The organism is Streptomyces sp. NBC_00045, assembly GCF_045041095.1.
GTDB lineage: Bacteria > Actinomycetota > Actinomycetes > Streptomycetales > Streptomycetaceae > Streptomyces.
The window spans coordinates 2,476,654-2,499,995 of sequence record NZ_CP108271.1; the positions used below are offsets into that span (position 1 = coordinate 2,476,654).

Consider the following 23,342-nt stretch of genomic DNA (forward strand, 5'->3'; position numbering starts at 1 on the left):
CCCCTGACCTCGAACGACCCCGGCCGCCGGCTAGCGTGGATGGATGCCGTACTTCGACACCGCGTCCGCCGCTCCCCTGCACCCCGTCGCCCGGCAGGCGTTGCAAGCGTCCCTGGACGAGGGCTGGGCGGACCCCGCCCGGCTCTACCGGGAAGGCCGGCGCGCCCGGCTGCTGCTCGACGCGGCCCGCGAGGCGGCCGCGGAGGCCGTGGGCTGCCGGCCCGACGAGCTCGTCTTCACTCCTTCGGGGACGCACGCGGTTCACACGGGCGTCGCGGGCGTCCTCGCCGGGCGCCGGCGCGTCGGCGGTCATCTGGTCGTATCGGCGGTCGAACACAGTTCCGTCCTCCATGCGGCGGCGGTGCACGAGGCCGCCGGGGGGACGGTGGCGCAGGTCCCGGTGGACCGCCAGGGGGCGGTCTCCCCGGCCGGATACGCCGTCGCGGTGGACTCCTCGACGGCCCTGGCCTGCCTCCAGTCGGCCAACCACGAGGTGGGCACGGTGCAGCCTGTGGCGGAGGTGGCCGAGGTCTGCGCGGCAGCGGGGGTTCCACTGCTGGTGGACGCGGCCCAGTCGCTGGGCTGGGGCCCCGTCGAGGGCGGCTGGTCGGTACTTACCGCGAGCGCGCACAAATGGGGCGGCCCGGCGGGGGTCGGGCTGCTCGCGGTCCGCAAGGGGGTCCGGTTCTCGCCCCAAGGGCCCGCCGACGAACGGGAGTCGGGCCGCTCCCCCGGCTTCACCAACCTCCCGGCCATCGTGGCGGCCGCGGCCTCACTGCGGGCCGTACGGGCCGAGGCCGACGCGGAGGCGGCCCGGCTGCGCATCCTGGTGGACCGCGTCCGGCGGCGCGTGGCGCGGTTGGTGCCGGACGTGGAGGTGGTCGGGGACCCGGAGCGGCGGCTGCCGCACCTGGTCACGTTCTCCTGCCTGTACGTCGACGGCGAGACGCTGCTGCACGAGCTGGACCGGGCGGGCTACTCCGTCTCGTCCGGCTCGTCCTGTACGAGCTCCACACTGACCCCGAGTCATGTGCTGCGGGCGATGGGCGTGCTGTCGGAGGGGAACGTACGGGTCTCCCTGCCGCGGGGGACGACGGCCGAGGAGGTGAACGGCTTCCTGGAGGTCCTGCCCGGGGTGGTGGCGGGGGTCCGCGCCACGCTCGGCGTGGGCGAACCGACGGCCGTGGAGCCGGTGTCGGACGCCCTGGAGATCGACGCCCTGGGGCTGCGCTGCCCGCAGCCGGTGATCGAGCTGGCGCGGGTCATCTCCGCGGTCGCGGTCGGCGGGACGGTGACCGTCCTGTCGGACGACGAGGTGGCCCGGCTGGACATCCCGGCCTGGTGCGCGATGCGCGGCCACGCCTACCTGGGCGAGGCCCCCCGCCCGCGCGGGGTGGCGTACACCGTCCGCCGGCAGGGCTGACGCCGGCGGGGCCGGAATCCGGCCCCGCCGGTGTGCGCGGCGTGCGTCCTACGCGGCCAGGTGGGAGCGGACCTCGGAGGCGGCGGCCTCGCCGTAGGCCTTCGTGAAGCGGTCCATGAAGTGGGCGCGGGCCAGGGTGTACTCCTGGGTGCCCAGCGTCTCGATCACGAGCGTGGCCAGCATGCAGCCGACCTGCGCGGCCCGCTCCAGGCCGACGCCCCAGCCCAGACCGGTCAGGAACCCGGCGCGGAACGCGTCGCCGACGCCCGTCGGGTCCACCTTCGCGGTCTCCTCGGGGCAGCCGACCACGATCTGCTCCTCGCCGGTCCGCTCGATGCGCACGCCGCGCGAGCCCAGCGTCGTCACCCGGGTGCCGACCTTGGCGAGGATCTCCTCGTCGGACCAGCCGGACTTCGTCTCGATGAGGCCCTTCTCGTACTCGTTCGAGAACAGGTACGTCGCGCCCTCCATCAGGGTGCGGATGTTCTCGCCGTCCATGCGGGCGATCTGCTGCGAGAAGTCCGCCGCGAAGGGGATGCCGCGCGTGCGGCACTCCTCCGTGTGGCGGAGCATCGCCTCGGGGTCGTCGGCGCCGATGAGGACGAGGTCGAGCCCGCCCACCCGGTCCGCGACCGCCTTCAGCTCGATCAGACGGGCCTCGCTCATCGCGCCCGTGTAGAAGGAGCCGATCTGGTTGTGGTCGGCGTCCGTGGTGCACACGAAGCGCGCGGTGTGCAGCACCTCGGAGATCCGCACGGAGGTGGTGTCGACGCCGTGCCGCTCCAGCCACGCCCGGTACTCGTCGAAGTCGTAGCCGGCCGCGCCGACCAGGACCGGGCGGGTGCCGAGCTGGCCCATGCCGAAGCAGATGTTCGGGCCGACGCCGCCCCGCCTTACGTCGAGGTTGTCGACGAGGAAGGAGAGGGAGACCGTGTGCAGCTGGTCCGCGACGAGCTGGTCGGCGAAGCGGCCGGGGAAGGTCATGAGGTGGTCGGTGGCGATGGAGCCGGTGACTGCGATGCGCACGGCGTGGACGCTCCTGCGGAGGACGGCGAGGGGGACAGTCAAAACTACCCGGTCGCGGGGCGACAGCCGAACGCACGAAACTACCCCGTAGTAGGTCTTTCTCCGCCCGCGGCGCCGTGCCTACCGTGCCTGCATGACCTACACCGATGGTTTCGGGTACGCCGCTGCGGCCGAGAACGCTGCCGACACGCAGCCGGGTTTCGCCCGGCTGCTGGGTGACTGCGCCAGGATGGCACCGCACTGGGCGGTCCCGGCGGACCCCCGGCCGGACCGGGTGGCTCCCTCCCAGATCCATGGGATCAGCGTCCCGCCGGCCTCGGCCCGGCTGATCGCCTCCACGGCGGAGTACGGCGACTGAGTCCTCCCTTCGGGGGACCTTCCGAAGCCGTTCTTCCGGAGCCGGGGAACCGGTTCGCCGTCTGTTCCGTCACAGCCGCATCAGCCACCTGCGGCGAGGGCGAAGGAGCAAGCGGTGACCAGCGAACAACCCGACACATCACGCGGCACACGGCGGCGGCCGGCCTGGGCCATCGGCTCGATCGCGGCCGCCGTCCTGCTCGCGGGCGGCGGTACGGCGTACTGGGCGTCGACGGCCTACGGCGACGGCGGGCCGGGCCGCCGCACGGGTGACAGCGCGGCCTCGGCGCCCCGCGTCGCACCGAGCCCCTCCCGGCCGGGCATCGCCCCCGGCGAGCCGGATCCGCACGGCAGCGGGGTGACGTACCGGGCCGACGTGGCGCTGCCCGAGGCCCCGGCGACCGCGCCGGCGTTCGCCGCGACCGGCGAGGTCACCTCGGAGGAGGTGGCCCGGCTCGCGACGGCCCTCGGCATCCCCGGCACCCCGCGGCTCACGGGCGAGGTCTGGCAGGCCGGGGAGAGCGCCGACGGCTCCGGACCCCGGCTCACGGTGAACCGCAAGGCTCCCGGGACCTGGAACTTCTCCCGCTTCCAGGGGACGGGCGGCGCCGGCGACGACTGCAAGCGCGGCAAGGACACCTGCGGCCCCGCCACCCTCCCCGAGGGCGCCCGGAGCGCCCAGGGGGCGGACGGCACGGGCGCATCGGACGCCGCCGCGGGCGGCAAGGGCGGGACGCCGGTGAGCGAGGAGGCGGCCAAGGCCGCCGCCGCCCCGGTGCTCGCGGCCCTCGGCCAGGGCGGCGCCAAGCTGGACGCCCGGCTCACGCAGGGCGCCGTACGCGTGGTGAACGCCGACCCGGTGATCGAGGGGCTGCCCACGCAGGGCTGGGCCACGAAGATCAGCGTGGGCGCGGACTCCCAGGTGGTGGCGGGCAGCGGCGAGCTGAAGGCGCCCGTACGCGCCGCGGAGCGGCCGGTGGTCGGAGCCACCGAGGCGCTGGCCCGGCTGAACCGGTCCTCGGCCGGGTCCGGCGGTACGGACCCCGGTCCCAGCGGCTGTGCGACCTCGGTCCCGCTGACCCCGGACACCCCGGTCGGCCCCTCGGACACGCTGCCCTGCAACCCGGAGCCGCGTCCGATGAAGCCGCCGAAGACCGAGACCGTGCAGGGGGCGGTGCTGGGGCTGGCCCCGGGGACCGTGGACGGGACGCGCGGTCTGGTGCCGGCCTGGCTGTTCGAGGTGGCGGGCAGCAACGGCGGGCCCGGGCGCACGGTGGCCCAGCCGGCCGGTGAGGACGCCTCCGGGACGCCCTCGGCCCCCAAGGGCGGGAAGACGGTGCCCGGGTTCTCGTACAAGGAGGACGACCGGAAGCTGACCGTGAACTTCTGGGGCGGTGCGTGCAGCACCTACGCCCTGGAGGCGCGGGAGGAGGCGGGGTCGGTGATGGTGAAGATCACTGACACTCCGAACGAGCCGGGCCGGTCCTGCATCATGATCGCCCAGGACATGACGGTGTCGACGACGCTCCGGGAGCCGCTCGGCGAGCGCAAGGTGGTCGACACGACCTCGGGCAAGCCGCTCCCCCGGCAGTAATCGCACCCGCGCACGCGAAAGGCCCCCGGCACCTCTCGGCGCCGGGGGCCTTCGTCGTACGAGCTCGCCGCAGGCTTAGCTGAACGAGTCGCCGCAGGCGCAGGAGCCGGTGGCGTTGGGGTTGTCGATCGTGAAGCCCTGCTTCTCGATGGTGTCGACGAAGTCGATGGAGGCACCGTGCAGGTACGGGGAGCTCATCCGGTCCGTGACGACCTTCACGCCGTCGAAGTCCTTGACGACGTCGCCGTCGAGGGAACGCTCGTCGAAGAAGAGCTGGTAGCGCAGGCCGGAGCAGCCACCGGGCTGGACGGCGACGCGGAGCGCCAGGTCCTCGCGGCCTTCCTGCTCCAGCAGGGTCCTGACCTTCTCGGCGGCGGCGTCGGACAGGAGGATGCCGTCGCTCACAGTGGTCTTGTCGTCCTGTACGGACATCTGCATTCACTCCCGAAGTGGGCGGCTCCCCGCCGCGGGCGGGGAAACGTCGGACTCTTGCCGTCGATGGCAACGAGCGGGGCCGCGGATTCATTCCGGACCCGACGCATGTTTCAGATATTCATGCTCGCACACCGGCGCGGGGTGGTGGCCCCGACGGACCGGGGGCTTCGTCACGGGCGAATTCGTCACATCGACACTATCGGCATCGTCAAAGTGACGTGAAGCGGCTATCATAGATAGCGTCAAATAGACGAGAAGTCGGAAGCCCTCCTTCAGAAGTCCCCTTGTCGCAGAACAGAAAGGGTGCGTGTCGTGACCACCGCCCAGCCTTTGGACGTCCAGCCGACGCCCCTTGCCCTGCTGCTGCTCGGCCGTGAGGCCGACCCCAAGAGCGAGCGCGGGGTGGAGTGCCCGGGCGATCTGCCGTCGCCGTCCGACCCGGACCTGGTCGCGCGCGCCCGCGCGGCGAAGGAGAAGCTCGGGGACAAGGTCTTCATCCTCGGCCACCACTACCAGCGCGACGAGGTGATCGAGTTCGCCGACGTCACCGGCGACTCCTTCAAGCTGGCCAAGGACGCGGCCGCCAAGCCGGAGGCCGAGTACATCGTCTTCTGCGGCGTGCACTTCATGGCCGAGTCCGCGGACATCCTCACCTCCGACGACCAGAAGGTCGTCCTGCCGGACCTGGCCGCCGGCTGCTCGATGGCCGACATGGCCACCGCCGAGCAGGTCGCCGAGTGCTGGGACGTGCTCACCGACGCGGGCATAGCCGGGGCGACGGTCCCCGTCTCGTACATGAACTCCTCCGCCGACATCAAGGCCTTCACCGGCAAGCACGGCGGCACGATCTGTACCTCGTCCAACGCGAAGAAGGCCCTGGAGTGGGCGTTCGAGCAGGGCGAGAAGGTGCTCTTCCTGCCGGACCAGCACCTGGGCCGCAACACCGCCGTCCGCGACATGGGCATGTCCCTGGACGACTGCGTGCTCTACAACCCGCACAAGCCGAACGGCGGCCTGACGACCGAGCAGCTGCGCAACGCCAAGATGATCCTGTGGCGCGGCCACTGCTCGGTGCACGGCCGGTTCTCGGTCGACTCCGTCAACGACGTGCGCGCCCGCATCCCCGGCGTGAACGTCCTCGTCCACCCCGAGTGCAAGCACGAGGTCGTGGCGGCCGCGGACTACGTCGGCTCGACGGAGTACATCATCAAAGCGCTGGAGGCGGCCCCGGCCGGCTCCAAGTGGGCCATCGGCACCGAGCTGAACCTCGTCCGCCGCCTGGCGAACCGATTCGCCTCGGAGGACAAGGAAGTCGTCTTCCTCGACAAGACGGTCTGCTTCTGCTCGACGATGAACCGCATCGACCTCCCCCACCTGGTGTGGACCCTGGAGTCCCTGGCCGACGGCACCCTCGTCAACCAGATCCAGGTCGACAAGGAGACGGAGAGCTTCGCGAAGCTCGCTCTGGAGCGCATGCTCGCGCTCCCGTAACGGGGCGGAACGGATCGGCGAAAGGGGCACCCTCCGGGGTGCCCCTTTCGTTTAACCTCCCCGGTACGAAGGGGGAGTTGATCGCCATGACGCGCTACATCGAGGTACTGGCCGACGCAGGTCCGGACGCCGACGCGCAGGAGCGGGAGGAGGCCCGGGCCGAGCTGGTGGCGGCGCTGGACGAGCTCGGCGTCGACGAGGTCCGCGTACGGGAGCGGCCCGCTCCGCCGGGGTCCAAGTCCGGCGGCCTGACGACCGCCGAGATCCTGGTGGCCGTGGGACCACCCCTGTTCGCCGCCGTGGTCGCGGCGTTCGAGTCCTGGGTGCAATGGGCCGGCTCCCGGCAGGTCCGCGTGCGCATCGGGGAGGACGAATTCGAGGCCGCGCGGCTGACCGAAGGGGAACGGCAGCGGCTGCTCGACCACTTCGTCGCGCAGACCACGAGGCCGGAGGCGCCGCGCAATGGCGGTGCGTGAAGCGCTCGTCATCGGCACTTCCACCTACGAGGACTCCCGGCTCAACCGGCTCCGCTCGCCGGGGCTGGACGCCATGGAGCTGTCCGACGTGCTCAGCGATCCGGGCATCGGCGGCTACGCGGTCCGACCCGTCATCGACCAGCCCTCGCACGTCGTCCGGCGCGAGATCGAGCGCTTCTTCCGCGCCCGCAGACCCGACGACCAGCTGCTGCTGTACCTGTCCTGCCACGGCATCAAGGACTCCAAGCTCCAGCTGTATTTCGCCGCCGCCGACACCGACCGCGACCTGCTGGAGTCGACCTCCGTCCCGGCCGCCTTCGTCAACGGCCGGCTGGTCCGGTGCGGTTCCCGCAAGATCCTGGTGCTGCTGGACTGCTGCTACAGCGGGGCGTTCCGGCCGGGCGGCGCGAAGTCGGCGGACACCGCCGTGCACCTGCTGGAGGAGTTCAAGGACACCGGAGTGGCGGTGATCACGGCGACGGACGCGCTCCAGCAGGCCTGGGAGGGCGAAGGCCCCGTCACCGAGACCGGGGAGGGGCAGCTGTCCGTCTTCACCGCGGCGGCCGTGGAGGGCCTGCGGTCGGGACGGGCGGACCGTGACGGCGACGGCTGGGTCTCGGTCGAGGACCTGTACGGCCACGTCCGCGAGGAGATGCTGGCCCGCGACGCCCGGCAGAGCCCGCTGCGCTGGGTCCTGGGCGGCCAGGGCACCCTGAAGGTGGCCCGCCGGGCGGCCCCCGACGGCACCGGGCCGGTCCGCCTCCCCCGCCCGCTGCCCACCCTCGGCACCCCTGCCGTCGAGGTCCTCACCGGGATCACCTCGGCGGCCGCACCGCTGCGGCGCACCCTGGGGCCCGTCCCCCGGCGGGTGCTGCTCACCGGCCCGGACGGCGTCCCGTACAGCAGCACCGACACCCGGGAGATCGTCGCCGCGCTACCGACGGGGTCCGGGCACGCGGCGCTCGGCGTCGGCCTCGTCCGCGATCTGGTCGCCGACCAGTACCGGCGGGCGCAGGACGGTACGGCGACCGCGGTGGTGCTCTTCGAAGCCATGGTCCGTGCGCTCCAGCCGGCGCTGGCCGGGGGCTCCCATCCGACTCCGCTGGCCAGGACCGTCTCAGAGGTCCTCGATTCGGCGAGGAAGCTGCTCACTGAGTGGAATCCGCGTCCGGTGGCCATGACCCAGGTGGACGTCGGCCGGGTGGTTCCCCCGGAGGTGTTCAGTGGGCACGTCGTCAGGGCCGTGCACGGCGCCGGTCTCGGGGCCTTCGTCCTGGTCGAGCCCTCCGCGGGTTCCGGCATCACGAGCCGTGTCTCCGACGCCTGTGTTCTGGGCGGCCACTTGTCGCCGTACCTCCCCGCCGACGAGGTGACGGGACGAACGGCGCTGCGGGACGCCTCAGTGCTGGTGTGCGGGCAGCGGCTCTCCTCGGCGTCCGATGCCCGGTGGGCCGTCTCGTACGGGGACAAGCGGCGGCCCCTGGTCGTGGTGGCACCGGCGTTCGACGAGGAGGCCCACGCGGCCCTCGCCGGGCATTTCCGGGACACCGGCCGCCCCTGCATGGCCGTCGCCCCACCCGCTTTGAGCCGCCCCTGGCGCGCGGTCCAGTGCGAGATCGCGTCCCACTTCACCGGGGCCTGCGTCGCCGTCCCGCAAGCCACGGCCGTGAGTCTCGGCAGCGCCCGGCTCGTGGTCGCCACCACACAGTGCACAGCGCTGGTCCGCGACCGCGGCAGTCCCGAGGCGCACGCCGAGTACGTCGAGAAGCTCCGCACCGAGATGACCCCGTCGTCGGACCCGGCGTTGACCGAGTGGCACCTGCTGACCGGCAAGGTCGCCGAGGTCTTCGTCGGCGGTTCGGACGAACGGGCCCGCCACCGACGCGTGGCGCAGGTGCGGCTGGCCGTCCGCAGGGCACAAGCCGCCCTGGTCCAAGGTGTTCTGCCCGGTGAGGCCGCGGCTCTCGCGGCGCTGGGCCGCCGGCTCCACCGGGACACCCGGCCGTGGGAGGAGCGCCCGGTCGAGGCGGCGCTGAAGCGGGCGCTTGCCCAGCCGCTGTGGGCTCTGGCCGAGAACCACGGAGAGCGGGACCCGGCCAAGGTGGTCGAGGCGGTCCAGGCGGACTGGCCGGCCGTCACCTACGAGGCGGTGCACCACCGCGGGGTCGTGCCGTCCGAGAGCGAGTACGTGTGGACCCCCGCCACGCACCCGTGGGTGATGCTGCACGCCGTCGAGGCCGCCGTGACCGCGTACCTGTCGCTGATCTGAGAACGAGAAGGGGCGCCCCGCCGTGCGGGACGCCCCTTCGGGCCCGTCAGTGGGTCAGACGCCGGCCGGGGTCTCCTCGGAGACCTGCGGGACCACCGTCAGGCGGGAGTTGCGCTTGGCCTCGCGCTTCGAGCGGCGGCGCTCCTTGCGGAGCTCGATCATCGTGTAGAGCGTCGGGACCAGGAGCAGCGTCAGCAGGGTCGAGCTGACCAGGCCGCCGATCACCACCACCGCGAGCGGCTGTGAGATGAACCCGCCCCCGCCGGTGACGCCGAGCGCCATCGGGAGCAGCGCGAAGATCGTCGCGAGGGCGGTCATGAGGATCGGGCGCAGTCGGTGCCGGCCGCCCTCGATGACGGCTTCGACGACGCCGAGGCCCTGGGCGCGGTACTGGTTGACCAGGTCGATCAGCACGATCGCGTTGGTCACGACGATGCCGATGAGCATCAGCATGCCGATCATCGCCGGGACGCCCAGCGGGGTGCCGGTGACCAGCAGCAGGCCGAGTGCGCCGGTCGCCGCGAACGGGATCGAGACCAGCAGGATCAGCGGCTGGACCAGCGAGCGGAACGTGGCCACCAGCAGCATGAACACGATCGCGATGGCCGCGAGCATGGCCAGGCCCAGCGAGGCGAACGCGTCGCTCTGGTCCGAGGAGACGCCGCCGATGGTGGCGGTGGCCCCGTCGGGCAGGTCCAGTGCCTTGATCTTCGTCTGGAGCGCGGCGCCGATCGCGCCGGTGTTGTCGCCGACCGGCTTCGCGGTGATGGTCGCGGCGCGGGCGCCGTCGATCCGGGTCATCGAGACCGGGCCGGGGACCTCCTTGACCTCCGCGACGTCGCCGAGCTTGACCGGGCCGACGGGCAGCGCCTGCAGTTCGGCCAGGGTGGTGGCAGGCTGCGCGGACTTGATGACGACGTCCCGCTCGGTGTTGTCCAGTACGGCCTTGCCCGCCGGGGTGCCGCGGACGGCCTGGGCCACGATCGCGCCGAGGGCGGCCTGGTTGAGGCCCGCCTCGGCGGCCTTCGGGGTGGCGGTCACGGAGATCCGGGGCACGGACTGGGACAGGTCGCTCTGGACGTCGGTGACGTCGTCGAGCGTGGCCACCTCGGCGCGGACCTGCTCGGCGGCCTTGGCGAGGACGTCCGCGTCGCCCGCCTTGACGACCACGCTGAGGTTCTGGCTGCCGAAGCCGCCGCCCGCCGAGATGCTGGTGTCGCCGATGCCTCCAAGCTTGCCGAGCGCGTCCTCGATGCGCTTCTTGACGCCCTCGGAGTCTCCGGAGTCCTCCAGGGTGACCTGGTACGAGGCCTGGTTGGAACCCGTACCGCCGCCGAACGCGGCCAGGAAGCCGGAGGAACCGACGGTGACCTGGTAGTCCTTGACGCCCTTGACCTCGGTCAGGGCCTTCTCGACCTTGCGGCTCGCCGCGTCGGAGGCGGCCAGCGAGGTGCCCGGGGGCAGCTGCTGCTTGACCGTCAGGACGCTCTGCTCGCCCTGGTCGAAGAAGTTGGTCTTCAGCAGCGGGGCCATCCCGAAGGTGGCGACGAGGACGATCACCGCGACGGCCAGGGTGGCGATCCGGCGGCGGGTGACCAGGCCCAGGGCCCGGACGTAGAAGCGCTGGAGGCGGCTCTTGGCCTCCTTCTCCTCGGCTTCGCGCCGGGCCTTCGCCACGCTCTCGGCGTTCGCCAGGTCGACGCCCTTCGGCGCGCGCAGGAACCAGTACGAAAGCACCGGGACGACCGTCAGGGAGACGATCAGCGAGGCCAGCAGGGCCGCGGCGACCGTGAGGGAGAACGGGCCGAAGAACTCGCCGACCATGCCGCCGACGAAGCCGATCGGGAGGAAGACGGCCACGGTGGTGAGCGTGGAGGAGGTGACCGCGCCGGCGACCTCCTTGACCGCGGCGAGGATGGCGGCTTCGCGCTCCTCGCCGTAGCCGAGGTGGCGCTTGATGTTCTCCAGGACCACGATCGAGTCGTCGACGACACGGCCGATGGCGATGGTGAGCGCGCCCAGGGTCAGCATGTTGAGCGACAGGTCGCGGGTCCAGAGCACGATCAGCGCGAGGACCACGGACAGCGGGATGGAGACCGCGGTGACCAGCGTCGAGCGCAGCGAGGCCAGGAAGACCAGGATCACGATCACCGCGAAGAGCAGGCCGAGGAGGCCTTCGGTGGTGAGGCTGGAGATGGACTTGGCGACGGGCGGTCCCTGGTCGCTGACGACGGTCAGTTCGGCGCCGGCGCCGAGGGCGGAGCGCAGCTCGGGCAGCTTGTCCTGGACGGCGTTGGAGATCGCGACGGCGCTGCCGTCCTTGTCCATGGTGAGGACGAGGGCGAGGCTGGGCTTGCCGTTGGTACGGGTGAGGGAGACGGCCTTGGCGGGTTCCTGCTTGACGGCGGCGACGTCGCCGAGGCGTACGGCCGGCTTGCCGGGGCCGGCGCTCAGGCGCAGGTCCTGCAGCTGGGCGAGGGAGGTGTAGCCGCCGCCGACGCGCACCGTCCGGTTCTTGCCGGCCTCGTCGAAGGAGCCGGCGGGGACGGTCGCGCCGCCCGCCTGGAGGCCCTGGGCGAGGGCGGCGCCGTCGAGGCCGGCCGCCGCGAGCTTGGCGTTGTCGGGCGTGATGGCGACCTGGAGGTCCTGGACGCCGTCCACGCTGACCTGGCCGACGCCTTCGACGTCTTCGAGGACGGGGACGACGGAGCGGTTCAGCTGGTCGGCGAGCGCCTGCTGGTCCTTGTCCGACGTGACGGCGAGGACGACGGTCGGGATGTCGTCGGTGGAGCCGGCCACGACCTGCGGGTCGACTTCGGCGGGCAGCCGTACCCGGGCCCGGTTCACGGCCTGCTGGACGTCGGCGACGAGCTGCTTGGTGCCGCTGTCGCCGTAGTCGAACTTGGCCATGATGAGGGCGTTGCCCTCGCTGGCGGTGGAGGTGATGCCGGTGATGCCGTCGACACCCTTGAGGGTGGCCTCGATCGGCTCGATGACCTGCTTCTCCACCACGTCGGGCGAGGCGCCCTGGTAGGGCGCGAGCACGGACACCATCGGCAGTTCGATGGACGGCAGCAGCTGCTGCTTGAGCTGCGGGATGGCTATGGCGCCGAAGAGCAGTGCGGTGATCGACACGAGGCCGATCAGCGCTCTTTGGGCCAGGCTGAAGCGGGACAGCCAGGACATGGGTGTGGGATCTCTCTGCAGTGGCGTGCGCGGGGCTGGGCCTGAAGGCCGCGGGCCTTCAGCCTTCCGCACGCCGGGGCGGTGCTGCGTCGCCCCCAGGTGCCGCCTCTTTATGCGCCGCATACCGCGTCCGCAGTACGCGGCCGTACTCCACGCCGCTGCGCGCTGTCGTGCTCCCGGACCCGTGTACGGCCGGCGGCGCTACTCGGCCCGGGGTCGGACCAGACCCGATTCGTAGGCGATGACGACCAGTTGGGCCCGGTCCCGGGCACCGAGCTTGGCCATGGCCCGGTTCACGTGGGTCTTCACGGTGAGCGGGCTGACTTCGAGCCGTCCGGCGATCTCGTCGTTGGACAGGCCGGCGGCGACGTGGACGAGGACCTCGCGCTCCCGGACGGTCAGTGCGGCGAGCCGCTCGGCGTGCGCGGCGGGGGCGGCGGGATCGGCTCCGCCGCCCTGTGCGAGGAAGGTGGCGATGAGCCCTTTGGTGGCGGCCGGGGAGAGCAGCGCCTCCCCGGCCGCAGCTACGCGGATGGCGTTGAGGAGTTCCTCGGGCTCGGCGCCCTTGCCGAGGAAGCCGGAGGCGCCGGCCCGCAGGGACTGCACGACGTACTCGTCGACCTCGAAGGTCGTCAGCATGACCACGCGGACGGCGGCGAGTTCGGGGTCCGCGCTGATCATGCGGGTGGCGGCGAGCCCGTCGGTGCCGGGCATCCGGATGTCCATGAGGACCACGTCGGGCCGGGCCTGCCGGGCGAGCGCGCAGGCCTGGGCGCCGTCGGAGGCCTCGCCGACGACCTCCATGTCGGGCTCGGAGTCGACCAGCACCTTGAAGGCGCTGCGGAGCAGGGCCTGGTCGTCGGCGAGCAGCACCCTGATGGTCGTCGGCGTCTCTTCCACGCCCCGACCCTACGCGGTCCCCTCTCCGGGGAGGGCGGTCAGCCCAGGGCCAGGACGACGAGGGCGGTGGTCCCCGCGATCTCGGCGAGGGCGCCGAAGACGTCGCCCGTGACCCCGTCGAAGCGGCGTACGCACCGCCGGAGCAGGAGCTCCGCCGCGCCCAGGGCGATCAGGACCGCGCCCGCGCACTGGACGGCGGCGCCCGGCCCCACCGGCAGGGCGGCCACCCCGGCCGAGGCGGCCACCAGGGCGGCGATCCCGGCGGCCGAGCGCTTGGGGAGCACCCCGGCCACCGCCGCCCCCAGCCCTTCGAGGCGGGCCGGCGGCACGCCGTCACGGGAGGCCACCGTCATGGCCAGCCGGGCGGTGACGGCCGCGATGACCGTCGCCAGGGCCCCGTGCACCCAGCTCTCGGCGTAGAGGTCCGCCAGCGCCCCGGCCTGGACCAGCAGCACCAGCAGCAGCGCCACCACCCCGAACGGGCCGATGTCGGACTGCTTCATGATGCGCAGCGCCACATCGGCCGGCTTCGCGCTGCCCAGCCCGTCGGCGGTGTCGGCGAGCCCGTCGAGGTGCAGTCCCCGGGTCAGGGCGGCCGGTACGGCGACGGTGACGGCCGCCGCGAGCAGCGGGCCGCCGCCAAGGACCAGCAGCAGCACCCCCGGTACCGCCGCGAGCACGCCTACGACGAATCCGGCGAGGGGTGCGCAGGCCATGCCGGTGCGGGCTGCGGGCCGGTCCCAGCGGGTGATGCGGGCGGGCAGCACGGTGAGGGTGCCGAACGCGAAGCACAGGCCGTCTCGCAGGGAGGCGCGCTCGGCGGGCGGCGTCAGGGGCGGCGCGGGAGGCTGGTCATCGAACGAATCTTTCATCGGCGCGAACGCTACCTGTTCGCCGCGGACGGTAAATTGCCTCATACGGGAAAAATAGGGAGCTGCCACGACAGGGGAGCCGGCGGTATGGGTCACTGGTGGTACCGGAACATCGTCGAACCGGGGAAACTGCCCCTGCTCCTCGCGCTGCTCTCCTTCGTCATGTCGTTCCTGGTCACCCGAGTGATCACCCGGCTGATCCGGGCGGGGCGGGGACCCTTCAAGAACATCACCCCGGGCGGCGTGCACGTCCATCACGTGGTGCCCGGCATCATCCTCGTGATCATCGGCGGGTTCGGGGCGGTCGGCAGCGGCCGGTACGGTCTCGGCGCCATGGCCTCCGCCGTCATCTTCGGGCTGGGCGCGGGCCTCGTGCTGGACGAGTTCGCGCTGATCCTGCACCTCGACGACGTCTACTGGAGCGAGCAGGGCCGCAAGAGCGTCGAGATCGTGGTGTTGACGGCGGCCCTGGTGGCGCTGGTGCTGGGCGGGTTCCTGCCCTTCGGCGTCAACGACCTGACCGCCGACGAGCGGCAGAGCCGCGGGCTGGTCATCATGAACACCGCCACCAACTTCTTCCTGGCCTTGATCGCCCTGTGGAAGGGCAAGGCGCGCACCGCGCTCTTCGGCACGGTCATCCCCTTCGTGGCACTGATCGGGGCGATCCGGCTGGCCCGGCCGGGCTCCCCGTACGCGAAGAGGTTCTACGCGAAACGCCCGCGGGCCCGCGCCAAGGCCAGGCTGCGCGCCTTCCACCACGACCGGCGCTGGGCGGCCCCGCGCCGCAAGTTCGAGGACTTCATCGGCGGGACCCCCGACCCGGCGCGGGCTCCCGTCTCCAAGCCGACGAAACACTGACGAAGCACCGACGAGGCGCTGACGAAGCACTGACGGAGCGCTGAGGGAAAACCGGCGGCGCCCGGCCCGCCCCCGCGAAGGGGGCCGGCCGGGCGCCGTCACGTCCGGGTCGCGGCGCCGGGGCTCAGCCCGGGATCAGGCCGTCGTCGCTGAGCATCTGCCTGACCTCGTCGAGCGAGGCGTCGCCCGCGGGGAGGATCAGCTCGGACGGCTCCAGGGCGTCGTCCGGCAGTGGCGTGCCGAGCCGCCGCACGGCGTCGAGCAGCGCGCCCAACGTGCGCCGGAAGGCGTCCTCGTCCCCGCCCTCCATCTCCGCGAGCAGTTCGTCGTCCAGCTTGTTGAGCTCGGCGAAGTGGCCGTCGGCCACCTGCAGCTGTCCTTCCCCCATGATGCGGACAATCATGACGGGCCCCGTCCTACTGCTTGTCGAAGCGGTGCTGGGTCTGCGACTGCTGGTTGTTGCCCGGGGCCCCGCCCTCGATGGCCTGCTGCTGCGCCGACGGGCCGCCCGCCAGCTCGGCCTTCATCCGCTGGAGCTCCAGCTCCACGTCCGTACCGCCGGAGAGGCGGTCCAGTTCGGCCTGGATGTCGTCCTTGGAGCCGAGGCCGCTCTGGTCGTCCAGGGCGCCGGAGGCCAGCAGCTCGTCGATCGCGCCGGCGCGGGCCTGGAGCTGGGCGGTCTTGTCCTCGGCGCGCTGGATGGCCAGGCCGACGTCGCTCATCTCCTCGGAGATGCCGGAGAAGGACTCCGCGATGCGGGTCTGCGCCTGCGCCGCCGTGTACGTGGCCTTGATGGTCTCCTTCTTCGTGCGGAAGGCGTCCACCTTGGCCTGTAGGCGCTGCGCGGCCAGCGTCAGCTTCTCCTCCTCGCCCTGGAGGGTCTGGTGCTGCACCTCCAGGTCGCTGACCTGCTGCTGCAGCGAGGCACGCCGGGACAGCGCCTCGCGGGCCAGGTCCTCGCGGCCCAGGGCGAGGGCCTTGCGACCCTGGTCCTCCAGCTTGGCGGACTGGCCCTGGAGCTGGTTCAGCTGCAGCTCCAGGCGCTTGCGGGAGGTCGCCACGTCGGCGACGCCGCGGCGCACCTTCTGAAGCAGCTCCAGCTGCTTCTGGTACGAGTAGTCGAGGGTCTCGCGCGGGTCCTCGGCCCGGTCCAGGGCCTTGTTCGCCTTCGCGCGGAAGATCATCCCCATACGCTTCATGACACCGCTCATGGGCTTCGCGCGCCCCCTTCTGACGGACTTCGCTCCAGGTCACCAGCCATGGCGATCATCCCGGTCCCCCGGGCCGACCGCCATCAGAACCCACAGTACGGGCCCTGTCTCCATTACCGCACTGTTCGTGTACGGATGCGCTCCTCCTCCAGGACGACTCCACCCCCGCCCGTGTCAGGCGTAGGGAGTAGGTGCTCCCCCGACCGGCGCCGGGGGTCCGGGATGAGGCCCGACCCGCAGTACGAACCCTGCACAGGGAAGACGCCGGCCGTTGCCGGATCGTTCCCGAGCGGAGTGGGGTACCCGGCCGCGACCACGTAGGCTTGGGTTTTGTGTTTGGTAGCCGCTCCTCCAAGGAAGAGAAGGCCGCCGCCACCGACAAGGTGAGCGCCGACCTCTCGCAGCCCCGTAACCCGCAGGCCCCGAAGGGCCGCCCGACGCCGAAGCGTGCTGTGGCCCAGTCGCAGCGCAAGGCCGTGGTGGCCTCGACCGGCAATCGCAAGGAGGACGCCAAGCGTGCCCGTGAGCGCCGCCGCGTAGAGATGGCCAAGCAGCGCGAAGCGCTGGCCAGCGGTGACGAGCGCTATCTGCCCGCCCGTGACAAGGGCCCCGTCCGCCGGTATGTCCGCGACTTCGTGGACTCCCGCTACTCCGTCGCCGAAATGTTCCTGCCGCTCGCGGTGATCATCCTCGTGCTGAGCATGGTGCGGGTGCCCTCGATCCAGAACATCGCCCTGCTGCTGTGGCTCGCGGTGATCGCCCTGATCATCCTCGACTCCATCGGCCTGGCCTTCCGGCTGCGCAAGGCCCTCGCCCAGCGCTTCCCCGACGAGCCGCGCCGCGGCGCCGTCGCGTACGGCCTGATGCGCACCCTCCAGATTCGCCGGCTGCGCCTGCCGAAGCCGCAGGTCAAGCGCGGGGAACGGCCCTGAGCGGAGGGAAGCCCGGAACGTCGGGGGACGGCTTCGCGGGGGGCGCCAGGCTGTGGCTTGAGGGACTGGGCGGACTGCGCAACGCCGTCCGCCAGGAACTCGTGGGCCGGCAGGTCGACGAACAGATCGCGCAGCGCTTCCCGGTCGGGCAGCGGCTGCGCGTCCTCGACGTCGGCATGGGCCAGGGAACCCAGGCGCTGCGCCTCGCCCGCGCCGGGCACAAGGTCACCGGGCTGGAGCAGGACCCGGCCATGCTCGCCGTCGCCCATGCGGCGCTGGCGGCCGAGCCCGCCGGAATCCAGGACCGGGTCGAGTTCCTGGAGGGCGACGGCCGGGAGACCGGCGCGCACTTCACGCCGGGCAGTTTCGACGTGGTGCTCTGCCACGGAGTCCTGATGTACGTGCCCGAGCCCGACGCGATGCTGGCCGGGCTGGCCCGGATGCTGGCGCCCGGCGGACTTCTGTCCCTGCTGGTGCGCAACGGCGACGCCCTGGCGATGCGGCCCGGGCTGGACGCCGACTGGGCGGGTGCGCTGGCCGCCTTCGACACCGTCGACTACACGAACCGGCTGGGCCTGGACGTGCGGGCCGACCGGCTGTCCGGGCTCACGGCCACGCTGTCCGGGATCGGTGCGCCGCTGCAGGCCTGGTACGGCGTGCGCGTCTTCACCGACGGGACCGAGGCCGGCGAGACGCTGCCCCCCGACGAGGAGCTGGAGCGGCTGCTGGCCGCCGAGGACCGCGCCGGGCGGACCGACCCGTACCGCGGGGTCGCCGCGCTGCTGCACCTGTGCGGCGTACGGGGCTGACCCGACGCCTCCCCGAAGAGACCGAGAACCGCAGAAGCCCGGACCCCGTGCGGGGTCCGGGCTTCGTGCATCGGCGGGCGCCGCTCAGGCGTCCAGCGCCTCGCGCAGGCTCATCGCGTACAGCTCGGTGCCGTTGTCGTCCGACAGCTTCACCTTCTCGGTGCCGCCTTCCAGCAGGTCCTTCCAGTACTCACCGATCCAGGATTCCGCGTCGCCCTGCGTCGTGAACTCCTCCGGCTGCACCGACGGGCTCGTCTCGCTGCCGTCGGCCGTCTCGAACCGCCACGTCCACGCCATGTCCGCCTCCGTTGCTCGTCCGCTGCTCGCACGCTTCTCGCCTTGAGTCTGCCCGCAGAGTAACCGGGCGCGCACCACTCTCGGCGACGCGGGAGGATCTTCTCGTGGAACTCACTCTGCTCGGCACCGGCACACCCGAAGGACTGCCCCGCCCCGGCTGTCCCTGCGCGGTCTGCGCGGTCTCCGTCGGCCCCCGGGCGCGCGCCGCGACCTCCCTGCTCGTCGACGGGGCGCTGCTGCTCGACCTGACCCCCGGGGCGGTGCTCGCCGGCGCCCGCGCGGGGCATTCGCTGGCCGGCGTGCGCCAGGTCCTGCTCACCCATCCGCACGACGGCCCGCCGGTCGAGTTGCCGCCGGGGCTGCCGGCGGCCGGGCGGGTGCCGGACGGGCAGGAGCTCGCGGTGATCAGCGGGCACCGGGTGCGGGCGGTTCCGATGGACGCGCCGGGCACCGGGTACGAGGTGACCGGCCCGGACGGGAGCCGGCTGCTGTACCTCCCGCCCGGCGGAGCACCGGCCGGGACGGACCACGGCGACGGGCAGCGCCCCTACGACATGGTCCTCGCGGACGTGCTGGGCCGGCCGGAAGCGCTGGTCCGGCTGCGGGCGAGCGGCGCCGCCGGGCCGACCACGGACGTGATCGCCGTCCACCTGGACCACGACACCCCGCCGGGCCGGGAGCTGGAGCGCCGGTGTGCCGCGGCCGGGGCACGGGCGGTGCCGGACGGGACGACGCTGACGGTCGGCGAGTACCACGCGGTGCCGGACCTGCCGCGCCGGACGCTGGTGCTCGGCGGGGCCCGCTCCGGGAAGTCCTTCGAAGCGGAACGGCGGCTGGCGGGCTTCCCGGAGGTGGTCTACGTGGCCACCGGCGGCTCCCGGGACGGCGATGTGGAATGGGCGGCGCGGATCGGCCTGCACCGGGAGCGCCGGCCGGGGAGCTGGCGGACGGTGGAGACCTGCGAGCTGGTGCCGCTGCTCGTGGAGGGCGGGCCGCCGCTGCTGATCGACTGCCTGGCGCTGTGGCTGACGGACGCGATGGACCGGGCGGGCGCCTGGGACGACGCCGTCTGGGCGGGGCAGGGGCAGAAGGACCTCCGGGAGCGGGTGGCGGAGCTGGTGGCGGCCGTGCGGGCGACCCGCCGCACGGTGGTGGCCGTCAGCAACGAGGTCGGCTCGGGGGTCGTTCCGGCGACCGCTTCCGGCCGGCGTTTCCGCGACGAACTCGGGCGCCTGAACAACCTGGTGGCCGCCGAGTGCGAGCACGTCCTGATGGTGGTGGCCGGGCAGGTCGTGGTCCTCAAGGGCTGACTCCGCGGCCCGCCCGGCGAGCACCCCCGACGGGGCTTGGGGAGGGCCTTACCCGCTGTACGCTCTGGCAGATGACCACGCTGAATCTCGACGACTTCTCCGATCTGATCGAGCGCCCCGACGGGGGCGTCCGGCGTGACGCCGAGGAACGCCGTGAGCGGCTGGCCGTGCCGGCCGGGGCGCTGGGGCGGCTCGACGAGCTCGCCGAGTGGCTCGCCGCGGCGCAGGGGCGGGTGCCCGTCCGGCCGATCGAGCGGCCGCGCGTCGTGCTGTTCGCCGCGGACCACGGGATCGCCGCCGAGGGGGTGTCCGCCCGCGCCGCCGGCAGCGCGCACGAGTTGGTGCGCTCCGTGCTCGACGGCAACAGCCCCGTGTCGGTCCTCGCCCGGCGCCTGGGCGCCGGCGTACGGATCGTCGACGCCGGCCTGGACTGCGAGCCCGGGCTGCTGCCCGAGGACGTGGTCCGCCACCGCGTGCGCCGCGGCAGCGGACGGATCGACGTCGAGGACGCGCTCACCCTCGAAGAGGCCGACGCGGCCCTGCGCCTCGGCATGCGGATCGCCGACGAGGAGGCCGACTCGGGCACCGACCTCGTGGTCCTGGGCGACTTGAGCGTCGGTGGAACCACGGTCGCGGCGACGCTCGTCGCCGCCCTGTGCGGAACCGACGCCTCCGTGGTCACCGGGCGCGGCGGCCGGCCCATCGACGACCTGACCTGGATGCGCAAGTGCGCGGCGATCCGCGACGCGCTGCGCCGGGCCCGCCCGGTCCTCGGCGACCAGGTCGCCCTGCTCGCCGCGGTCGGCGGCGCCGACGTGGCCGCGATCACCGGCTTCCTGCTCCAGTGCGCGGTCCGCCGTACGCCGGTCATCCTCGACGGCGTCGTCTCGGCGGCCTGCGGACTGGTGGCCCAGCGCGCCGCGTTCCGGGCCCCCGACTGGTGGCTGGCCGGTCAGGCCAGCGGCGAACCGGGCCAGACGAAGGCCCTGGACCGGATGGCACTCAACCCGGTGCTCGACCACGGCGTCACAGTGGGAGAAGGAACCGGGGCATTGCTGGCCCTCCCCCTGGTCCAGGCGGCCGCCGCACTCGCGGCGGAGCTCCCGGAGCAGGCGGTGCAGGAGCCGAAGGACTGAACGCCCCGCTCCGGGAGTTACGCGGCCCGACCGGCCGCGTACCCCGGACCGGGCCACTCATCGACGGCGGGGCCCCATATCATCGCGTTTCATGGGAGAGGCCCGCTTGACCAGCGCAGACACCGACCGGACCGCCACACAGGCCGCCAAGACGGCCCAGGGCTCCGGCAAGGACACGAACAGCAGGAAAGACGAGAGGAAAGACGACAAGAAGGACGAAGGGGGCGGCCGGGGAACCGGCCGGGGGTCCGCCCGGTCACGGCGCAGCGCCGCGTTCGCGGTCTGGTACCTGCGCGCCGTCACCTTCGTCAACTTCCTCAGTGCGGTGTGGCTTTCGCTCGGGCAGGACCTGCGCCGGCACAACACCGCGGATTTCTACACCCCGTACCTGCTCACGGCCGGCTTCGCGTCCGGCCTGTTCTCGTTGCTGCTCGCCGTCACCATGGGCCGGCGCAAGCGGGCCGCGTGGATCCTGAACCTCGTGCTCAGCGGCATGCTGCTGTTGGCCTTCGCCACCGCCGCCTTCGCCCCGTGCACCAGCGGTGACTTCAACCTCTGCTACCCGGAGTTCCGGGACCACACGCAGAACTGGGTCTCCCTCGCGCTGACCGCCGGCTTCGTCGGCGCCCTGCTGCTGGGCCGCCGCGAGTTCTACGCCAAGGGCGACCGCTCCAACCCCAAGCTGGCCACCGCCGTCGGCGCCGTCGGCCTGCTGATCACCTCGCTGCTCGCCGCGCTGATCGTCGGCGCCGCCAACACCGACCCGGACGCCGCCGACGCCACGTTCCTGGCCCGCTGGCGGTACGGCGTGATGCGGCTGATCACCCTGGAGCCGAACGCCCGCGACTACGCGGCGATCACCACCCCCGGCTGGGTCGACATCGTGATCAACGTCATGTCGACGCTGCTCCTGATCGCCGTGCTGCTCGCCGCCTTCCGCTCGCGCCGCGCCGTCGACCCGCTGACCGAGGAGGACGAGGAGAAGCTGCGCGCGCTGCTCGCCAGGCAGGGCGACCGCGACTCGCTCGGCTACTTCGCGCTGCGCCGCGAGAAGTCCGTCATCTGGTCCCCGACCGGCAAGGCGGCCGTCACGTACCGCGTCGTCGGCGGCGTCTCGCTGGCTTCCGGCGACCCGATCGGCGACCCCGAGGCCTGGCCCGGCGCCATCGAGCCCTGGCTGGCCGAGGCCCGCGAGCACGGCTGGGTGCCGGCCGTGATGGGCGCCAGCGAGGAAGCCGGGCAGATCTACGCGCGGCACGGACTGGACGCGCTGGAGCTGGGCGACGAAGCCATCGTCGAGACCGACGAGTTCACCCTGGAGGGCCGCGCCATGCGGACCGTCCGGCAGGCCTTCAACCGTGTCAAGCGCGCCGGGTACACCGTCCGCATCCGCCGCCACGCCGACATCCCCGTCGACGAGATGGACGTGCTCCTCACCCGCGCCGACGACTGGCGCGACGGCGCGACCGAACGCGGCTTCTCCATGGCGCTGGGCCGACTGGGCGATCCCGGCGACGGCCAGTGCGTGATGCTGGAGTGCACCGACGGCAAGGGCGAGCTGCGCGCCGTGCTGTCCTTCGTGCCGTGGGGCCCCAAGGGCCTGTCGCTGGACCTGATGCGCCGTGACCGCGATTCCGAGAACGGCCTGATGGAGTTCATGGTCATCGAACTCCTGGAACGCTCCAAGGAGATCGGCGTCACACAGGTCTCGCTCAACTTCGCGATGTTCCGTTCCGTCTTCGAGCGGGGGTCCAAGCTCGGCGCGGGTCCGGTGCTGCGCATGTGGCGCTCGCTGTTGAGCTTCTTCTCCCGCTGGTGGCAGATCGAGTCCCTCTACCGGGCCAACGCCAAATACCGGCCGATCTGGGAGCCGCGGTTCATGCTCTTCGAGAAGAGCTCCGACCTCCTGCGGATCGGTATCGCGGCGGGCCGGGCCGAGGGCTTCCTGGAGGCACCCGGGCTGCCGAAGTGGCTGAACCGCAAACATCTGGAGACCAATCGTTGACGGCTTGGACGACAACCCCCCTGCGGCGGTTCGCCCGCCGCGAGTGGGGGCCCCTGTTCTGGACCGTCCGGGACGCCCTCGTCCGCGACAAGTGGCGGGCCGCCCCGATGACCCTGGGGGCCGTCTGCCTGACCTCGGTCTTCCAGATCGTCCAGAACACGTCCTGGGGGTTCCAGCCGGTCCAGAACCTCGGGTCGGTCAAAGCCGTCGACCCGCTGTGGCTGGCCGTGCTGCGGACCCCGCTGTCCCTGTTCGTCCCCGCCCTCGACCTGCCCGTGTGGGGGGCGCTCGCCCAGATCCTGCTGGTCTTCGGGATCTCCGAGATCTGCATCGGCTGGTGGCGCACGCTGGTCATCGGCTACGTCGCCACCCTCGCCGGGACCACGTACGCGCGGATCGGGCTCTCGCTGGGCGCCGACCACCCCTTCGGCCTGCCGGTGTCCGACCGCGTGGTCAACGACACCGGCCCGTCGGCGGCGGTGGTCGGCCTCGCGATCTACGTGTGCTGGCGCTACCGGGCGTACCTGACCGGCGCCGTCGTCATCGCGGTGATGATCGGCGAGGTGCTGGTCAAGGACAACCTGGCGGGCAAGGAGCACCTCGCGGCCATCGCCGCCGTCATGGCGGTGTGCGTGGTCCGCGCGAAGTGGGGGCCGGAGCGCTCCCGCACCCCCCTCGGCAGGCGCCCGCCCCCGGCGGCCCCGCTGCCGCCGCAGCGGCCGGGCGCCTGACCGTCCCGTCCGGCGGCCCGGAGG

21 protein-coding genes are annotated in these 23,342 nt (G+C 72.6%); 13 read left to right on the forward strand and 8 right to left on the reverse strand.

Translation table 11 applies throughout. The annotated features are described in order from the left end of the window. Nucleotides 1–43: 43 nt before the first annotated feature. Nucleotides 44–1,423 carry an aminotransferase class V-fold PLP-dependent enzyme gene (locus tag OHA65_RS11685; protein ID WP_328762505.1) on the forward strand — a complete coding sequence of 460 codons (1,380 nt, stop codon included), beginning with the start codon at nt 44–46 and terminating at the stop codon, nt 1,421–1,423. Nucleotides 1,424–1,471: 48 nt separating this feature from the next. Here OHA65_RS11685 and OHA65_RS11690 read toward each other — a convergent pair whose 3' ends face one another. After that, nucleotides 1,472–2,449 carry a carbohydrate kinase family protein gene (locus OHA65_RS11690; protein WP_327283063.1) on the reverse strand — a complete coding sequence of 326 codons (978 nt, stop codon included), beginning with the start codon at nt 2,447–2,449 and terminating at the stop codon, nt 1,472–1,474. A gap of 133 nt (nt 2,450–2,582) precedes the next feature. Between OHA65_RS11690 and OHA65_RS11695 the strand changes: the two genes are divergently transcribed. Together OHA65_RS11695 and OHA65_RS11700 are read left to right on the forward strand one after the other, a co-directional pair. Further along, on the forward strand, nt 2,583–2,807 hold the full coding sequence (locus OHA65_RS11695; RefSeq protein ID WP_327283064.1) for a hypothetical protein: 225 nt from the start codon (nt 2,583–2,585) through the stop codon (nt 2,805–2,807). A gap of 114 nt (nt 2,808–2,921) precedes the next feature. After that, the gene (locus OHA65_RS11700) at nt 2,922–4,400 is read left to right on the forward strand and encodes a hypothetical protein (protein WP_327283065.1); all 1,479 of its coding nucleotides are present in this window, start codon (nt 2,922–2,924) and stop codon (nt 4,398–4,400) included. Between the two features lie 75 nt (nt 4,401–4,475). Here OHA65_RS11700 and erpA read toward each other — a convergent pair whose 3' ends face one another. Continuing rightward, on the reverse strand, nt 4,476–4,832 hold the full coding sequence (erpA, locus tag OHA65_RS11705; RefSeq protein ID WP_008738845.1) for an iron-sulfur cluster insertion protein ErpA: 357 nt from the start codon (nt 4,830–4,832) through the stop codon (nt 4,476–4,478). 306 nt (nt 4,833–5,138) lie between these two features. On the opposite strand from erpA, the gene nadA reads away from it, so the two are divergent. The 3 genes from nadA (at nt 5,139) to OHA65_RS11720 (ending at nt 9,071) form a co-directional block, all read left to right on the forward strand. Then, the gene (gene nadA, locus OHA65_RS11710; protein WP_327283066.1) at nt 5,139–6,326 is read left to right on the forward strand and encodes a quinolinate synthase NadA; all 1,188 of its coding nucleotides are present in this window, start codon (nt 5,139–5,141) and stop codon (nt 6,324–6,326) included. 86 nt (nt 6,327–6,412) lie between these two features. Next, nucleotides 6,413–6,802: a hypothetical protein gene (locus tag OHA65_RS11715; RefSeq protein WP_327283067.1), complete on the forward strand. Its 390-nt coding sequence runs from the start codon at nt 6,413–6,415 to the stop codon at nt 6,800–6,802. After that, a complete protein-coding gene (locus OHA65_RS11720) occupies nt 6,789–9,071 on the forward strand; it encodes a caspase, EACC1-associated type (RefSeq protein ID WP_328762507.1) in 2,283 nt (760 codons plus the stop codon). The genes OHA65_RS11715 and OHA65_RS11720 overlap by 14 nt, the downstream gene beginning before the upstream one ends. Before the next feature lie 54 nt (nt 9,072–9,125). Here OHA65_RS11720 and OHA65_RS11725 read toward each other — a convergent pair whose 3' ends face one another. The 3 genes from OHA65_RS11725 to OHA65_RS11735 form a co-directional block, all read right to left on the reverse strand. Further along, nucleotides 9,126–12,257, reverse strand: a complete 3,132-nt coding sequence (locus OHA65_RS11725) for an efflux RND transporter permease subunit (protein WP_327283069.1) — start codon at nt 12,255–12,257, stop codon at nt 9,126–9,128. A 201-nt stretch (nt 12,258–12,458) separates the two neighbouring features. Continuing rightward, the gene (locus tag OHA65_RS11730) at nt 12,459–13,157 is read right to left on the reverse strand and encodes a response regulator transcription factor (protein WP_327283070.1); all 699 of its coding nucleotides are present in this window, start codon (nt 13,155–13,157) and stop codon (nt 12,459–12,461) included. Nucleotides 13,158–13,195: 38 nt separating this feature from the next. Beyond that, the gene (locus OHA65_RS11735) at nt 13,196–14,029 is read right to left on the reverse strand and encodes an adenosylcobinamide-GDP ribazoletransferase (protein WP_327283071.1); all 834 of its coding nucleotides are present in this window, start codon (nt 14,027–14,029) and stop codon (nt 13,196–13,198) included. Nucleotides 14,030–14,116: 87 nt separating this feature from the next. Between OHA65_RS11735 and OHA65_RS11740 the strand changes: the two genes are divergently transcribed. Then, a complete protein-coding gene (locus tag OHA65_RS11740) occupies nt 14,117–14,887 on the forward strand; it encodes a hypothetical protein (protein ID WP_327283072.1) in 771 nt (256 codons plus the stop codon). A 124-nt stretch (nt 14,888–15,011) separates the two neighbouring features. Here OHA65_RS11740 and OHA65_RS11745 read toward each other — a convergent pair whose 3' ends face one another. After that, on the reverse strand, nt 15,012–15,290 hold the full coding sequence (locus tag OHA65_RS11745; RefSeq protein WP_327283074.1) for a PspA-associated protein PspAA: 279 nt from the start codon (nt 15,288–15,290) through the stop codon (nt 15,012–15,014). Nucleotides 15,291–15,303: 13 nt separating this feature from the next. Continuing rightward, the gene (locus OHA65_RS11750; RefSeq protein WP_327283075.1) at nt 15,304–16,098 is read right to left on the reverse strand and encodes a PspA/IM30 family protein; all 795 of its coding nucleotides are present in this window, start codon (nt 16,096–16,098) and stop codon (nt 15,304–15,306) included. Between the two features lie 323 nt (nt 16,099–16,421). Here OHA65_RS11750 and OHA65_RS11755 point away from each other — a divergent pair, with 323 nt between their 5' ends. Further along, nucleotides 16,422–17,030, forward strand: a complete 609-nt coding sequence (locus OHA65_RS11755; protein WP_327283076.1) for a DUF3043 domain-containing protein — start codon at nt 16,422–16,424, stop codon at nt 17,028–17,030. Between the two features lie 101 nt (nt 17,031–17,131). Next, nucleotides 17,132–17,839 carry a class I SAM-dependent methyltransferase gene (locus tag OHA65_RS11760; RefSeq protein WP_327283077.1) on the forward strand — a complete coding sequence of 236 codons (708 nt, stop codon included), beginning with the start codon at nt 17,132–17,134 and terminating at the stop codon, nt 17,837–17,839. An 84-nt stretch (nt 17,840–17,923) separates the two neighbouring features. Here the strand turns inward: OHA65_RS11760 and OHA65_RS11765 are convergent, their stop codons facing one another. After that, a complete protein-coding gene (locus tag OHA65_RS11765; RefSeq protein ID WP_327283078.1) occupies nt 17,924–18,136 on the reverse strand; it encodes a hypothetical protein in 213 nt (70 codons plus the stop codon). Between the two features lie 104 nt (nt 18,137–18,240). On the opposite strand from OHA65_RS11765, the gene OHA65_RS11770 reads away from it, so the two are divergent. The 4 genes from OHA65_RS11770 to OHA65_RS11785 all read left to right on the forward strand — a co-directional run bounded on the left by OHA65_RS11770 (nt 18,241) and on the right by OHA65_RS11785 (nt 23,318). Continuing rightward, nucleotides 18,241–19,446 carry a bifunctional adenosylcobinamide kinase/adenosylcobinamide-phosphate guanylyltransferase gene (locus OHA65_RS11770; RefSeq protein ID WP_327283079.1) on the forward strand — a complete coding sequence of 402 codons (1,206 nt, stop codon included), beginning with the start codon at nt 18,241–18,243 and terminating at the stop codon, nt 19,444–19,446. Nucleotides 19,447–19,517: 71 nt separating this feature from the next. After that, nucleotides 19,518–20,582 carry a nicotinate-nucleotide--dimethylbenzimidazole phosphoribosyltransferase gene (gene cobT, locus OHA65_RS11775; RefSeq protein WP_327283080.1) on the forward strand — a complete coding sequence of 355 codons (1,065 nt, stop codon included), beginning with the start codon at nt 19,518–19,520 and terminating at the stop codon, nt 20,580–20,582. 106 nt (nt 20,583–20,688) lie between these two features. After that, nucleotides 20,689–22,587, forward strand: coding sequence for a phosphatidylglycerol lysyltransferase domain-containing protein (locus OHA65_RS11780; RefSeq protein WP_405761819.1), 1,899 nt, complete (start codon nt 20,689–20,691; stop codon nt 22,585–22,587). Then, on the forward strand, nt 22,584–23,318 hold the full coding sequence (locus tag OHA65_RS11785) for a hypothetical protein (RefSeq protein WP_327283082.1): 735 nt from the start codon (nt 22,584–22,586) through the stop codon (nt 23,316–23,318). The genes OHA65_RS11780 and OHA65_RS11785 overlap by 4 nt, the downstream gene beginning before the upstream one ends. The last annotated feature ends 24 nt before the right edge of the window (nt 23,319–23,342 follow it).

Excerpts from the sequence above, each read along its gene's own strand:
- cobT (WP_327283080.1), top strand. The coding sequence starts at position 19,518 with ATGACCACGCTGAATCTCGACGACTTCTCCGATCTGATCGAGCGCCCC.
- OHA65_RS11695 (WP_327283064.1), top strand. The coding sequence starts at position 2,583 with ATGACCTACACCGATGGTTTCGGGTACGCCGCTGCGGCCGAGAACGCT.
- OHA65_RS11765 (WP_327283078.1), bottom strand. The coding sequence starts at position 18,136 with ATGGCGTGGACGTGGCGGTTCGAGACGGCCGACGGCAGCGAGACGAGC.
- OHA65_RS11720 (WP_328762507.1), top strand. The coding sequence starts at position 6,789 with ATGGCGGTGCGTGAAGCGCTCGTCATCGGCACTTCCACCTACGAGGAC.
- OHA65_RS11725 (WP_327283069.1), bottom strand. The coding sequence starts at position 12,257 with ATGTCCTGGCTGTCCCGCTTCAGCCTGGCCCAAAGAGCGCTGATCGGC.
- OHA65_RS11685 (WP_328762505.1), top strand. The coding sequence starts at position 44 with ATGCCGTACTTCGACACCGCGTCCGCCGCTCCCCTGCACCCCGTCGCC.
- OHA65_RS11745 (WP_327283074.1), bottom strand. The coding sequence starts at position 15,290 with ATGATTGTCCGCATCATGGGGGAAGGACAGCTGCAGGTGGCCGACGGC.
- erpA (WP_008738845.1), bottom strand. The coding sequence starts at position 4,832 with ATGTCCGTACAGGACGACAAGACCACTGTGAGCGACGGCATCCTCCTG.
- OHA65_RS11735 (WP_327283071.1), bottom strand. The coding sequence starts at position 14,029 with ATGAAAGATTCGTTCGATGACCAGCCTCCCGCGCCGCCCCTGACGCCG.
- OHA65_RS11715 (WP_327283067.1), top strand. The coding sequence starts at position 6,413 with ATGACGCGCTACATCGAGGTACTGGCCGACGCAGGTCCGGACGCCGAC.
- OHA65_RS11750 (WP_327283075.1), bottom strand. The coding sequence starts at position 16,098 with ATGAGCGGTGTCATGAAGCGTATGGGGATGATCTTCCGCGCGAAGGCG.
- OHA65_RS11740 (WP_327283072.1), top strand. The coding sequence starts at position 14,117 with ATGGGTCACTGGTGGTACCGGAACATCGTCGAACCGGGGAAACTGCCC.